Origin of the sequence: Bartonella sp. TT110JLCBS (genome assembly GCF_042193405.1) — a bacterium.
Taxonomy (GTDB): Bacteria; Pseudomonadota; Alphaproteobacteria; order Rhizobiales; family Rhizobiaceae; genus Bartonella.
This window is the reverse complement of record NZ_JBHILT010000001.1, coordinates 1-13,678: the sequence shown is the minus strand read 5'-3', so window position 1 is coordinate 13,678 and position 13,678 is coordinate 1. Positions and strand designations below refer to the sequence as shown.

General features: G+C 37.9%; 9 protein-coding genes and 6 pseudogenes. 5 read left to right on the top strand and 10 right to left on the bottom strand.

What is annotated here, in order from left to right:
* Positions 1 to 109: 109 nt before the first annotated feature.
* Positions 110 to 928: an enoyl-ACP reductase FabI gene (fabI, locus tag ACFILW_RS00075; protein ID WP_375622316.1), complete on the bottom strand. Its 819-nt coding sequence runs from the start codon at positions 926 to 928 to the stop codon at positions 110 to 112.
* A gap of 127 nt (positions 929 to 1,055) precedes the next feature.
* Positions 1,056 to 1,958: a DnaJ C-terminal domain-containing protein gene (locus ACFILW_RS00070; RefSeq protein ID WP_375684880.1), complete on the bottom strand. Its 903-nt coding sequence runs from the start codon at positions 1,956 to 1,958 to the stop codon at positions 1,056 to 1,058.
* A gap of 325 nt (positions 1,959 to 2,283) precedes the next feature.
* Here ACFILW_RS00070 and pdxH point away from each other — a divergent pair, with 325 nt between their 5' ends.
* Positions 2,284 to 2,907 (top strand): pyridoxamine 5'-phosphate oxidase, encoded by a 624-nt coding sequence (gene pdxH / locus ACFILW_RS00065; protein ID WP_375622318.1) that lies wholly within the window; start codon positions 2,284 to 2,286, stop codon positions 2,905 to 2,907.
* Positions 2,908 to 3,145: 238 nt separating this feature from the next.
* Here the strand turns inward: pdxH and ubiA are convergent, their stop codons facing one another.
* The gene (ubiA, locus tag ACFILW_RS00060; RefSeq protein WP_375684879.1) at positions 3,146 to 4,150 is read right to left on the bottom strand and encodes a 4-hydroxybenzoate octaprenyltransferase; all 1,005 of its coding nucleotides are present in this window, start codon (positions 4,148 to 4,150) and stop codon (positions 3,146 to 3,148) included.
* A 90-nt stretch (positions 4,151 to 4,240) separates the two neighbouring features.
* Between ubiA and purD the strand changes: the two genes are divergently transcribed.
* Positions 4,241 to 5,515: a phosphoribosylamine--glycine ligase gene (purD, locus tag ACFILW_RS00055; protein ID WP_375684878.1), complete on the top strand. Its 1,275-nt coding sequence runs from the start codon at positions 4,241 to 4,243 to the stop codon at positions 5,513 to 5,515.
* Positions 5,516 to 6,152: 637 nt separating this feature from the next.
* On the opposite strand, the gene ACFILW_RS00050 is transcribed toward purD, so the two are convergent.
* The 3 genes from ACFILW_RS00050 to ACFILW_RS00040 form a co-directional block, all read right to left on the bottom strand.
* Positions 6,153 to 6,680, bottom strand: coding sequence for a DUF6101 family protein (locus ACFILW_RS00050; RefSeq protein ID WP_012754813.1), 528 nt, complete (start codon positions 6,678 to 6,680; stop codon positions 6,153 to 6,155).
* 144 nt (positions 6,681 to 6,824) lie between these two features.
* A complete protein-coding gene (locus ACFILW_RS00045) occupies positions 6,825 to 8,234 on the bottom strand; it encodes an FAD-binding oxidoreductase (protein WP_375645708.1) in 1,410 nt (469 codons plus the stop codon).
* Positions 8,235 to 8,236: 2 nt separating this feature from the next.
* On the bottom strand, positions 8,237 to 9,199 hold the full coding sequence (locus ACFILW_RS00040) for an L-threonylcarbamoyladenylate synthase (RefSeq protein WP_375622322.1): 963 nt from the start codon (positions 9,197 to 9,199) through the stop codon (positions 8,237 to 8,239).
* Positions 9,200 to 9,477: 278 nt separating this feature from the next.
* Here ACFILW_RS00040 and ACFILW_RS00035 point away from each other — a divergent pair.
* A pseudogene (locus tag ACFILW_RS00035) lies at positions 9,478 to 9,760 on the top strand (type II toxin-antitoxin system RelB/DinJ family antitoxin).
* Between the two features lie 7 nt (positions 9,761 to 9,767).
* A pseudogene (locus ACFILW_RS00030) lies at positions 9,768 to 10,048 on the top strand (type II toxin-antitoxin system YafQ family toxin).
* 61 nt (positions 10,049 to 10,109) lie between these two features.
* Here the strand turns inward: ACFILW_RS00030 and ACFILW_RS00025 are convergent.
* The 4 pseudogenes from ACFILW_RS00025 to ACFILW_RS00010 all read right to left on the bottom strand — a co-directional run.
* Positions 10,110 to 10,331 (bottom strand): annotated as a pseudogene (locus ACFILW_RS00025) (hypothetical protein).
* Between the two features lie 131 nt (positions 10,332 to 10,462).
* A pseudogene (locus ACFILW_RS00020) lies at positions 10,463 to 10,688 on the bottom strand (hypothetical protein).
* Positions 10,685 to 11,042: pseudogene (locus tag ACFILW_RS00015) on the bottom strand (glycoside hydrolase family protein); the annotation flags it as partial. The pseudogenes ACFILW_RS00020 and ACFILW_RS00015, both read right to left, overlap by 4 nt.
* A pseudogene (locus ACFILW_RS00010) lies at positions 11,037 to 12,044 on the bottom strand (hypothetical protein); the annotation flags it as partial. The pseudogenes ACFILW_RS00015 and ACFILW_RS00010, both read right to left, overlap by 6 nt.
* Before the next feature lie 665 nt (positions 12,045 to 12,709).
* On the opposite strand from ACFILW_RS00010, the gene ACFILW_RS00005 reads away from it, so the two are divergent.
* Positions 12,710 to 12,859: a hypothetical protein gene (locus ACFILW_RS00005; RefSeq protein WP_375684943.1), complete on the top strand. Its 150-nt coding sequence runs from the start codon at positions 12,710 to 12,712 to the stop codon at positions 12,857 to 12,859.
* The last annotated feature ends 819 nt before the right edge of the window (positions 12,860 to 13,678 follow it).

Here is a 13,678-nt window from a genome sequence, read left to right as displayed (position 1 = left end):
AACGTATGTTGTGTGCTATACACAAGACAACTCTTTTCTCCCAAATACTCTTGGACACCTTAAATTTGGTCAAACTATTGCTGTCTAATAAAATCTTATAAACCAAACTTTATTCTTTAACGACAGAAATGTCTGGTGCATCAACTGCTTTCATACCTATGATATTATAACCCGAATCGACATGATGGACTTCACCGGTAACAGAACGAGACAAATCTGAAAGAAAATAAAGTGCAGAATCACCAACCTCTTCAATTGTTACCGTACGACGTAATGGAGCATTATATTCATTCCATTTTAAAATATAACGAAAATCACCAATACCAGAAGCCGCTAACGTTTTAATTGGTCCAGCAGATATAGCATTAACACGAATATTTTGGGGACCTAAATCTACCGCTAAATATTTCACGCTCGCTTCAAGAGCTGCTTTGGCAACCCCCATTACATTATAATTGGGAACAACTTTTTCTGCACCATAATAGGTTAGTGTCAAGATTGAACCACCATCTGACATTAATTTCTCTGCACGCTTTGTTAGAGCTGTTAGGGAATAAACGGAAATATTCATGGTCATCATAAAATTTGATTCGCTGATATCAATATAACGACCGCTTAATTCATCTTTATCAGAAAAACCAATAGCATGAACTAAAAAATCGAGTTTTCCCCATTTCTTCTCTATTTCTCTAAAAACCGTATCAATAGAGACACTGTCAGAAACATCACAATGTCCACAAACAAATCCCTTTAATTCTTCAGCCAAAGGCTCAACACGCTTTTTCATTGCTTCACCCTGATAGGTAAAAGCAAGCTCTGCCCCTGCGTTACTTGCCGCTTTAGCGATTCCCCAAGCGATGGAGCGATTATTGGCCAACCCCAAAATTAAACCACGCTTACCGTACAATAAACCATTACCCTTAGCCATCAGCTCTGCCCCATTGTTACTTAAAATTGATATTATTCACCTGCCTATGACACAGGTCAACTTTTTCTTCAAGCAATTGGTTTAAAATCAAACAAAAACTACGCTTAATATATATATAATTTTAAAATTAATCTTGTTGCATTTGCAAAAACTGTTCTAGCGCGGCATTTTCACCTTCCGGCAACATAATACGAACATGCACATAAAGATCATCCCTTGTACCATTTTTTAAACGAAGCCCTTTCCCTTTCAACCGTAACACGCGATCAGAACTTGACCACGCAGGAATCGTTAAAACCACACGTCCCTCCAACGTCTCAACTTCTTCTTTTGCTCCCAAAACAGCATGTTTAAGAGAAACTGGTAAATCAAGATGGAGTGCTCTTCCTTCAACCCGAAAACGAGGATGTTTTTGAATCTGAATGGTTATTAACGCATCTCCTGCTTGCCCGTGAGGCATCGCTTCTCCCTGACCTTTTAAACGAATAATCTGTCCGTCTTCAATATAATCTGGAAGTTTAATTTTTAACTTTTTTCCATTTGGAAAAACAGCTTCCACCTTTTCTGCGCCAACCATCTGCTCTAATGTTATGGCAAGATTAGCACGCACATGTGCTCCTTGTTGGGGACGGTTATAGTGTGTGGAATTCGAAAAGCTACCTCCTCCTCCAAACAGATCCCGAAAAATATCACTCGCATCAAAACCTGCACCACCTGAAGAGGAAAAATCAAATCCCTTTGCTCTTCCTGAAAAAGGATTTTGTTTATTGCTAAAATTTTCACCAGTACCATAGGCCTGATAAAGCGGTTTTCCTTCCATATCAATTTCACCGCGGTCAAATTGTGCCTTTTTATCTTTATCACCTATAATTTCATAAGCTTGATTAATTTCAGCAAATTTTTCTTTAGCCTTTGCATCATCTCTATTATGATCTGGATGATACTTCTTTGCTAATCTTCTAAATGCCGATTTAATCTCTTGCGATTTTGCGGTACGTGCCACACCCAGAATCGTGTAGGGATCACGCATATTGCCCTCTTTTCAATTTCTTCGTTTTCAAAATATCAACTGATACGTTGTTCAATATCCCTTATAGCTTCATCAGTCTATTCTAGAGAATAATTTCTTCTTTTCTCTTTATATGTCTATCAACAAACTAAAATACCAGATAAAATAAGACATTTATTTAATATAGCTCCTTGTAGTCTATGCTAAAGTAAAAATAATTAAACTACCATAAAAATACATGATAGCATTGGCTTTTTGAAAATAAGAAAAAATGGTACTGTAACTTCTTGATGATAAAGTAAATGAGAAAATGCCTCACCCATGCTCACTGATATTTGGAGAAACTATGAGCACCAAAATACCAACAGATGATCATTTTATGAAAATGCAAAAACCTTTTGAACTTTTCGCAAAGTGGTTTGAAGAGGCAAAGATAAGTGAAATAAATGATCCGAATGCTATGGCATTAGCAACAGTTGACGAAACAGGACTCCCTAATGTTCGTATAGTTCTTCTCAAAGACTACAGTCCCCAAGGATTCGTCTTCTATACCAATTATGAAAGCTGTAAAGGACAAGAAATTTTAAAATCAATGAAAGCATCCTTAGGTTTTCATTGGAAATCGCTCCGTCGTCAAGTCAGAATTAGAGGAATCGTTGAAAAAGTAAGTCAACAGGAAGCCGATGCCTATTTCCAATCGCGACCACGTGGTAGTCGAATTGGTGCATGGGCATCTAAACAATCTCAACCTTTAGACAATCGTTTTGTGCTCGAAAAAGCAATTGCTCAATATACTGCGCGTTATGCTCTAGGTAATATTCCACGACCACCTTATTGGTCTGGGTTTCGTGTTAAACCCCTTTCTATAGAGTTCTGGTGCGATCGCCCATTTCGTTTACATGATCGTCTGCTTTTTACACGAGATTGTGTTGAACACAGCGATTGGAAAAGACAAAAACTTTATCCCTAATCCTTCAAACTTCATCGTTATGAAGATTTTTTCTTCCCAACAATTAAACAAATATTTTTTATTCGAAAAATTCTAAAAGAAGATGATTTATTTTATTTAAATAGAAGAATTTCATTTTCACTGTAAAGGTTAATTGGTAATATTTTCTACTGTATTGCTTAAAAATAGCTTAGCAACAAGCTTATTAAAAAAGACATACTGTATGCAGTAGAATACTATGATTTTAGCTAACTTATTTTTAGACCGCAGAATAAAATATCGTCCATATACCCCCACATACTAAACCAGCAAAAATCACAAAACCAATAAGCGAATTAGATTTAAAAAGCCTGAGACATTGTGAACTGTCATCTATATCAATGACTTTAATTTGAATAAACATATGGATACTTGCCACAAAAACCCCCAAAAAACTAAGAACAGGGACTCCAGCTAAATAAAATGCTAGACTAACGAACACCACAAAACCACCATACAAAAATACTAAAGCACGCTTGGTTGCTTTACCAAAGAGAAGCGCCGTAGAACGGACACCAACAGTAACGTCATCTTCTTTATCTTGATGTGCGTAGATTGTATCGTATCCTATGGTCCACAAGATTGATCCCACATAAAGCAAGATTGGTGCCCAGCTTAAACTTCCAAAGACAACAGCCCACCCCATTAATGCCCCCCAATTAAATGCAACGCCTAAAAAAAACTGCGGCCAATATGTTACGCGTTTCATAAAAGGATAAAATGCAACAGCTATCAATGATGAAATACCTAGAAAAAAACTAAACCTATTAAATTGTGATAAAACAACTAAACCAACCAAACATTGCACAAGTATAAAAACTCTTGCTTGAAACCGACTCACATGACCTGTCGGCAATGGGCGAGAACGTGTTCTTTCTACCTGAGCATCAATTTTATGGTCAATAAGATCATTCCAAGTACATCCTGCCCCTCGCATAGCAATAGATCCCAGAAAAAAAAGAAAAAGATACCAAACCCAATGAAGAAACATTGATAAAAGAGTATCGTAATGCATGTTATAAGAGAAAAAAGCCATTGTTGTTGACCAAAAACAAGGCCACATCAACAATTGCCATCCAATAGGCCGATCCCAACGCGCCAATTGCGCATAAAACCATAAAGAACGGGGAAGAAAGCTGTAGACCCATTGTTTGGAAGATGCATCCATAACCCGTCCTTGGCTATCATAGGACTGAACATGCGCGATATTTTTATTTTTTTTCATCAAATGATTTACCTTTGGTCTTGCGATAGAGACATTTCATTCTTATGAGAAGGGGATGAGATTAATCATCTTTTATGAGAGGAGCAAGCAATGAATATTCTTCTTATTGGCTCAGGTGGACGAGAACACGCTTTAGCATGGAAAATAGCAGCATCACCACTGCTAACAAAGTTATATTGTGCTCCTGGAAATCCTGCAACAACAGAATTTGGTGAAAATATTAATTTGAACATTGATGATCACCCCCTTGTTATTGATTTTTGTAAAGCACATTCTATTGATCTTGTAATTGTAGGACCAGAAGCACCATTGGTAGCGGGTATAACAGATTCTCTTAATAGTGCTAACATTTGTGTATTTGGTCCTACTCAAAAAGCTGCTCAACTAGAAGGTTCAAAAGCTTTTACTAAAGATTTATGTCATAAGAATAACATTCCTACAGCAAGTTACCAATGCTTTGATGATGCCGCTAAAGCCAAAGCTTACATTCATCAACAAGGTGTTCCTATTGTCATTAAAGCTGATGGCTTAGCCGCCGGTAAAGGTGTCGTGGTTGCAACAACTATGGAAGAAGCATTTAACGCAGTTGATGCCTGCTTCAAAAGTACATTTGGAGATGCAGGAAACAAAATTGTTGTAGAATCTTTTCTTGAAGGTGAAGAAGCAAGCTTCTTCTGCCTTTGTGATGGTAAAGTTGCTCTTCCTTTTGGATCTGCTCAAGATCATAAACGTGTAGGTGATGGGGATATTGGAGCAAACACCGGTGGTATGGGTGCTTATTCACCAGCGCCCATCATGACCAAAGAAATAGTGAATCGTACTCTCAAAGAAATTGTTGAACCAGCTTTAAAAAGCATGAACGAAATGGGAACCCCCTTTAAAGGCATTCTCTTTGTCGGATTAATGATAACGCAAAAAGGACCCGAATTAATTGAATTTAACGTACGATTCGGTGATCCTGAATGTCAAGTTTTAATGATGCGCCTCAAAGATGACATTTTGCCAATTTTTCTTGCTGCAGCTCAAGGAAAACTTGAAAATAAGCCTCTTCGGTGGTCTGAAAAAGCTGCTCTCACCGTTGTTATGGCTGCTAATGGTTATCCAGACTCTCCCCAAAAAGGTACTGTTATCCGTAACGTTGATCAAGTAAACTCTCTTCCCGATGTGAAAGTTTTTCAAGCTGGTACAATGTTGCGTGATGGAGAACTCATTGCAAATGGTGGACGTGTTCTCAATATAACTGCAACAGGAAAAACGATTACGCATGCACAAAAACGTGCCTATGAAGCTGTTGATTGTATTGATTGGCCAGAAGGTTTTGTTCGTCGTGATATCGGATGGAGAGCCGTTGCGCGAGAAAATTAAATCCTTTGAATATTCTTTTTTACGATTTTATTATTTTATATAAGAGCATGACACACAAATTTTCTCACTGTTTTACGTTGACCATAATTTTGAAAAAATGAGTGTGCTTTCCTTTGAACAATCAAATATTATAAATAGAATATCTACTCATGATAAAATAGGAAAATTTTCTGAATCTGAAAAAAATTCAAAAACACTTCCAGTAATCTTCTGGTGTTTTAATGATGTGACAAAAACCCAAAATTATACCGCAAAAAAACAGTTTCTATTGTTATGAAAACCGTTTTTACCTCTCCGAAAAAAGCGTTTAACGTAATTGATTCCTGCTGCAAATGTATGGTGTTAAAAAACTCTTCATTTACAATCATTGACTTCCTCTTTGTCTTCAAGAACCAAAAGTCACACCAAATTCCGTCTGTAAAGGTCTGGATTTTCATTGAGCGGATTCCTCTTGCTTCCCACTCATATGCTGCACTTACACAAATACCTACAAGCAAACTTAAGAATATTTGCCATATCTTCTAAAACACTTCATGTGTGAAGTTTACACGCCTTATATTACCGCTCCAAACAACGATGTTTTACAGCACAACAAGATAAATGCTGACGGTAGTACAAAAATGAATACATGTTAATATTACTGGAGTGCAATTCGATTCGCAATCACCAAACGCAAGCCTAACGGATTGCTATAACGAAGTAAAAAACGCTTTTGTTTAGAATGTGCTGTTGTACCAAAAAATCGATGTAAATCAGAACGATCTTTTACAACCAGAATGCGATTATCTTCATTGATCATAAGCATGGGAAGGCCATAAGTATCTGCCCATAACCGCCAATCCAGAAGAACATTATTCAAATCTCTGGAAACCAAAAGCGGTATACAAGCTTCCTCATCGGCATGAAGTAATTCTAATGCAACAGCTCTTTCTCCTGAACGCGTTTTTACGGTACGTGCTGCAATTCCTTGGAAATGATAAGGGGGTATTAAATGCGATAAACTTGAAGGCATATCCGTTTTAAAAGAAACACCACGCTCATTTAACGAACAAATAACCTGATTACCCGTTTTGGATGAAAAATATGTCGTCGTTTGTGGCAAATGGCACGGATCTAACCGAAATTCAAGCACCGCTTTTGCCTGATTAAAGCATTGATTAGCCATATACATTATCCCAATTTATCTTAAATAACATACACCCTTTAGCAGCTTTTTCTCATTGGATTATTAAAAGTTTGAATAAAAAACAACTGGTTTCTTTTTTGGTTATTAAAATCTAAACAAAAATACATGATCACCATTCTTGAATTATAATACTTTTCCAGGATTCATTATCCCTAAAGGATCGAGCGTTTTTTTAATCCCTTGCATAATATCCAATGCGACAGGCGATTTAAAAGAACGAAGTTCTTCGCGCTTAAGCTGACCAATTCCATGCTCAGCAGAAAATGCACCTCTATAGTCCACCACTAAACTATGAATGCGATGATTCATTGTTGACCATAACTGCAAGAACACTGCCGTATCAGCTCCTACAGGTTGTGTAATATTATAATGTAAATTTCCATCGCCCATATGTCCAAAACAAATCACCCGTGCTCCTGGAGCAATATCTTCAACAATAAGCGCTGCCTCAGCAATAAAATCAGGAATAGAAGCAAGTGGGATTGCAATATCATGCTTAATGGACCCTCCTGCTAACTTTTGTGCTGATGATATACTTTCTCGTAATTGCCAAAAAAAATCTTGCTGTTTTAAAGATTGCGCAACAACTGCATCTTCTATCACCGCATTCTTTAAAGCTTCTTCTAAAATAGTACTCAATACCGATAACGCCTCATCATTGCCTTGCAACGATGAAATGTTCATTAATACATACCATTCATGTTTCCGCTGAAGAGGAAGCTTCTCACACATCTTATAATCTAAAGCCATTTGCAAACTGAGATTTCCCATGAGCTCAAAACCTGTCAACATCCCTCCTCCATATTCTTGAGCCAGAGATAAAAACTCTAAAGCCTTCGCCGGACTATATAATCCCACCAAAGCAACAGCTTTTCCTTTTATTTTTGGAAACATCTTCAAAACGGCTGCGGTTATAACACCCAATGTGCCTTCTGCACCAATAAAAAGATCTTTTAAATCGTAACCGCTATTGTCTTTTTTAACAAAACGCAAATCATCTAAAATACGCCCATCCGGTAAAACAACTTCTAAACCAAGACAAAGATCACGCATATTGCCATAAGCTAAAACAGCTGTCCCTCCAGCATTCGACGAAAGATTTCCTCCTACTTGGCAAGAACCTTCAGATGCCAAAGAAAGAGGGAAAAAACGACCTGATTCATCCACTTTTTTCTGTAAATCCTGTAAAATAACACCAGCCTCTACAACAACAAAGTTTCCCTCAAGATTTATAGCTCTAATCTTATTTAATCGCTCCATGGATAAAAGAACGCCCCCTCCTCTTTCATCTGGTTGTTGCCCCCCCACAAGCCCTGTATTTCCACCCTGTGGCACAATCGGTGTGCGCGTTTTGCTCGCTAACTGCATAATCGATGAGACCTCTGCGCAAGAAGATGGACGTAAAAGTAAAGGTGTTTTTCCATGAAAAAGCCCTCGCTCTTCAAGCAAATACGGTGCAATCAACGCTTGATCTGTTATAGCATGCTTAGCACCAACAATTTCCCTAAACCCCTCAATTAATTCCTGCTCCATGTTCATTTCTCCTTTGGAGCTGCAGCCCGTATAAGACGATCATTGATAGCCTCCCCTAATCCGTATAATGGAATAGGTTCTACTGCGATACATCTCACTTTAAATGAATCTAATTCCTTCATATATTGAAATAAATGAGAGGCTGCCTCTTCTAACTTTCCATCTTCGCTAAGGTTTAAAATAGACACGGCATTTTCAGCCCCCATAACACGCTTTGAACCAAATGCTAAAAGCGCTTCACCATTTTCCACCTTTTCTACATTCAAACGAACCGTGGCATTGGGAGCATAATGCGACTTTAACATTCCAGGAGCTTCAATCGCCGCCCTTTGATCTATCCGTTTTAAAGGCTTCCCCACAACTTCTTCAATTTCATCAGCCGCAAGCCCCCCTGGACGCAAAAGATAAATATTTTCACCACAAATTTTAATAATCGTTGATTCCAGACCTATTTTAGCAGGTCCTCCGTCCAATATCAAAGGAACAGATTCCCCCAAAGATGCAAAAACAGCCTCAGCTGAAGTAGGGCTAAGACGCCCCGATTGATTTGCACTAGGAGCAGCAAGTGGGCGGCCAAAATGTTGTACCACTTCTGCAAAACGACTGTCTGGAAAACGAACAGCCAAGGTATTCAAACCAGAGGTTGTTAAAGGATGGATATTATGCTGTTCCTTTAAAGGCAAAACCAATGTCAAAGGCCCTGGCCAAAATTCCTCCATTAATTGGCGTGAAAGAAAGTCAATTTTAACATAACGTTGTGCCATTTCTATGCCGCTGACATGCGCAATAAGAGGATTAATTTGCGGACGACCCTTTGTAGAATAAATAGAAGAAATTGCCCTTCCATTGGTTGCATCGCCCGCTAATCCATAAACAGTTTCCGTTGGTAACGCTACTAACTTCCCTTGTTCAAGAAGCGCTATTGCCTCTCTTATCGAAGCACTATTGAGTGGTAGAATCGTCATGACACATCATTTCTATAACACTCTTTTAGTGATATTATGCTCTTCTTTGTTCATATATCACATTGATTTTATATATTTTTTTAAGTATGGGGTTCATAAATAAAGGTTAGTGAATAGGATTTTCCAATATTCTTCTACAAAACATATCTTATTCTGCTAACTTTCTCTAATAGTTTTTTGAATTTTGCTAAGTTCTCTTGTGAAAAGCTATTGTTGAAACTCTTGATATAAACTTAACGTGCGGTACATTGTACCACAATTGAATAGGGGATTTAGCAATGGGAAAAATTCAAGCCCCCATACCTGATCAAGTTCAAGAAATTGCAAGTGCAGTTATTAAGTCTATGGGTTTAACTGTATCAGATGCAGTACGTATGTTTATGACCCGCATTGCTAGAGATCGAACATTACCACTTGGATCTATTTCAACCAAATCCGGAAACATTACGAGCTCTCGAGGATGCCGAAATGGGATGCGTCGAACGTACATCGTTAGACAGCTTAAGGACCATGATACGCGAAGATAGAACCGAAATGCGTAAATCTGAAAAGCAAACCTAAGCTTGCTATGCTAGAAATTGTTTATACGCGTTCATTCCGGCATAATCTTAAAAGTGAAAGCAAAGATAGGTATGCTAATACACTAGAGAAGGATTTGCTGCTTGTGGTCAAGCGTTAGCGAAGAATGAACCGCTAAAGGTGCATCGGAGAAATCATGCATTAACAGATAAATGGCACAATTGTCGTGATTGTCATATCAAGCCAGATTTAGTTTTGATCTATCGAAAGCCAAATACTAAAACACTAAAGCTCTTACGACTTGGTTTGCATTCTGAACTACGCTTATGATTGGATCTCCAATTTATAGTAAAAAGAATTTTTCGAAGTTTTTGCTTGTATAACAGTTTTTCTAATTCTTTGAGAACCACTGCTTCAAATGAGCGAAGATGTTGTCTATCGCATCCATGAGGCGTGCAAAATCAAGGATAAGCAAAAAAAAAAAGAAAAAATGCTATCCACTTCATCAAGCGAGACATCATTTTCACGCTTTGATAGGTCATGATGATTTCTTGAAGGATTTCTTTTTCTGCTTCTGTAAGCTCTATATCGTCTTGTGTTTTTTTCTAACCATGTTTCCACCCACACAAGCGTTCACCCTGCTTGTTATGCTTTAAGATCTCTCTTACTAAGTTTGAGCTAATGGTGTTCAAATCTTGCCAGCTTAAATAAATAGGTAACCAACAAACACAAGAAGAAGCATATTTATTTGTTGCGCAACCAATCAGAGAGCATCACGCACATCAGCATCACTTTTTTGATTAACTTCACTTTCCACCTCCAAACGTGTTGTGGCTGCTTTTAAAGCTTTTTCTGTTTGCTTTTGTTGCTCTGCTTTTTTCCCAAGAGTAAAAGCTCTTGCTAAGGCAATAAAAAAAGCGGCTAAAGCCGCACCTGTTACCATCAAATTTCTTTTCATCCATAAGATCATAGGCGGTGCTCCTGAAAGCGTTTAGCAACAAAGAAAATACCAGTACATGCGGCTAAAACCATAATGGCGGCTAAAGCCCATTGAATGGGTCCATTGCCCACTAAAAATCCACCAAGACCTGAGAAAGAACCAATAATCGGTGCAAGGGGGCTTCGGCTTTGAAAACCCCCGTTGGTGCTTGCGTTTCTACTGTTTGATAATTGGAAGAAACATAAGCCCCTTTCGCCCATAGCCCTGCCTCTGCTGCACGCCGGTGTACGAGACCTTATAAACGTTTGCCTCCCGCTTTGGTCCATTTCTGCAATTCGGTTGGTACAGATTCATAATCCCCCGATTAAGCCTTTTAAGTAGTGTTCTATAGCCTTCTTGAGGGCTTAACGTATTGCCTATGATTTTCATGACAAGATTTGGATATTGCGTGAGTGTTTGCGCATCTTCATCGCTATATCCTTTAGAGCGTAAAAATTGCAAAGTTTGTTTATGTTGTGCGCGTCCCTTGTTACCGCATAAGGATAGATGCATTTGAAAAACTTTCTTGTGGTGTCTTTCCTAACGCAAGCCCTGCAAAAAAATCCATTAAATGCTCGGAAAATTCTGATTTTCTAAAACGCTCCCATAAGCTGCTTGGATTTGCGTCTTTATGAATAAAGTTCCCAACGGCGTTTACATAATTTGTTGCCTGTTCTGGCATATCATTTGCTTTTAAATGTTCCTCTTCTGGTAAGTGTGCATTCAAATGTTTTTCTTCTCCTATAGGTGCATCAAAAAGCTTTTCCTCATCATTTCCAGAATCGTTTTTCAAAGAGTTTGCCGCTATAGATTTCTCATTAAGTTGAGCAATATAATCCATCACATCTTTTTGCTGTCGCCCAGCTTTGTCCCCACTAGACTGATCAATGTTCCCAACAAGTGGAGATTGAGGAATCATTGATGCAACACCTCCCTGCTCTGAGAAGTCATGTTTTTGTTGCTCTGGCACCTCTTGTATCTTAACAGTATTCTTTGAAACATCCGGCAATGGAGGCATTTGGCGTTTTAAATCATCCATAGACATAATCAATTCTGCTGGCGTTTTTTCCCAGCTTGTTCTGTCCCTGCTTGAGAACCACGAATAAGCTCTGTAGGACTCAATTTTTGCGGAGTATTATCCCCATTGCTCGCATCAAAAGGGTCTGTGCGACAAGCAGCCCGTTCTAAAAAACTTGGCTTGTATCGTCCTTCCAACGGCGTGCTTGGAGGCATCGAGCGTTGTTGCAATAAATATCTAGGTAACTGCGGTATAACCTGATACATTAAAGGACGCAAAAATTTTGGATCAAACAACTTTAAAAGAGAATTTGTGTTTTCTTGTTCCATCACTGCATCCTGTCCATCTCACAGCCACGCTTGCTATAATCTACATGCAAAAAACCTATCGCCTTATGCAAGAAAACAGCTTCAGGTTTTGACTTCAAAACATCTTGTGCCATCACCCCGCGATAACGCTCTGGATAGCCCCTGTAGTTATACTCATAGAGTTTGTATCCATCTCGCTGCCCTACTCGTACGATATTTTCTTTCGCTCTGATGTTGCTAAGCCCAGCAAAAATACCAAGGATAGTTCCAACATTTCCAACAATCTCCTACGGATTAGGTTTTTTATATAACAAGATATTGATTTATAATAATAATCTAGCGTTATTTATATTGAATTAGCCTCCCGAATAACGTAGAATTCTCTCATTTCAAATCTGTTTATCTTGAATCAATCAAAATCACTTGCTTGCACATCATAAGCGGGGCTGATGTGTGGGTAAAAACTATAGAAGAAAGGAGTAAAAATGATTCTTATGAAGAGTCTTAAGAGCCAAGGGCTGTAGCAACACCCACGAGCTGGTTTTGTACACTTTCAAAAATGATATCTTTACCTGCTCCCAAGGTGATATTCCCGCTCTGTTCATCATTGCTTTGCATCGGGTTTGTACCGGCAATAATATCGGCTCCAACACCATGGATGCAGCCTTATTTAAAGTGCCACCCGCTTGAATAATGATGCCAATCGCTATGCTGTTGAAACCGTTGGTAACCCTGCCTACCCTCTAGAGTTATTTCAGAGGGTTATTACCGTAAGTTTAGAGACAATGAAAATCGTTAAGAACCTACCAAAACTAGAAATTAAAGAAATTGAATAGACTTGGCTTGCTAAACTCACAAGGGGTATAGAGTCTTATAACCATAATCTATACCTCTCTTGTTAAGTTGATTACATACAATCTTTAAAAGGAGTGTTTGTATGCGTTATTCTAAAAAGAAATCATTTGCACTTTTAAATACTCTTATTTGGATTGCTTTAAGACTTTAAGAAACCCTATCTAAAATGAATACGCTTCTTTTACATTGCCTTTAAGAGGTTATACCGTAATCTAAAATGATAGCTTTATTGTTATCAAAAGCTTTGTTTAAAGAGGGTTATGTATATTTATTTTCTTATATTACTTATAGGTTTTGAAGGTTTCTACCCCCCAAAACCCTTACAAAACATACATCATTAGCTGAATTTATAGGTTGTATTATTGATATAGGTTGTTTTTTGAAAAATTGATAAAAAATAATATATTGAAATATAATGACTTTTATTTTTTATTGAAAAATATGTAAAGGGGGGGTGTAAAAAGCACCTCCACCCCCCCCCCAAAACTCATAACCATAATGGTCTTGATAGCATTTCTTATGATTATAATCCCTTTCTTTTGAAAGGCTTTAAAGGATCACATGCTTTTTTCATAAAGCACATTTTAATCACTCACTAAAATCATAAGATTCGTCTGTTAAATAAACTGACATAACCGATAAAATAGACAATAATCCATTAAAAGGGATTTTGATCATCTATGGAATAATTTTATAGATCTTTTTTTATAGGTTATTTCCTTAAAATCTTGCACCAAAACCATGATCAGAGCCATACCACTGTTGAGTTTCTCAACTAGTGATCAAGGCTTTGGAGCGCG

Excerpts from the sequence above, each read along its gene's own strand:
- fabI (WP_375622316.1), bottom strand. The coding sequence starts at position 928 with ATGGCTAAGGGTAATGGTTTATTGTACGGTAAGCGTGGTTTAATTTTG.
- ACFILW_RS00070 (WP_375684880.1), bottom strand. The coding sequence starts at position 1,958 with ATGCGTGATCCCTACACGATTCTGGGTGTGGCACGTACCGCAAAATCG.
- pdxH (WP_375622318.1), top strand. The coding sequence starts at position 2,284 with ATGAGCACCAAAATACCAACAGATGATCATTTTATGAAAATGCAAAAA.
- ubiA (WP_375684879.1), bottom strand. The coding sequence starts at position 4,150 with ATGAAAAAAAATAAAAATATCGCGCATGTTCAGTCCTATGATAGCCAA.
- purD (WP_375684878.1), top strand. The coding sequence starts at position 4,241 with ATGAATATTCTTCTTATTGGCTCAGGTGGACGAGAACACGCTTTAGCA.
- ACFILW_RS00050 (WP_012754813.1), bottom strand. The coding sequence starts at position 6,680 with ATGGCTAATCAATGCTTTAATCAGGCAAAAGCGGTGCTTGAATTTCGG.
- ACFILW_RS00045 (WP_375645708.1), bottom strand. The coding sequence starts at position 8,234 with ATGGAGCAGGAATTAATTGAGGGGTTTAGGGAAATTGTTGGTGCTAAG.
- ACFILW_RS00040 (WP_375622322.1), bottom strand. The coding sequence starts at position 9,199 with ATGACGATTCTACCACTCAATAGTGCTTCGATAAGAGAGGCAATAGCG.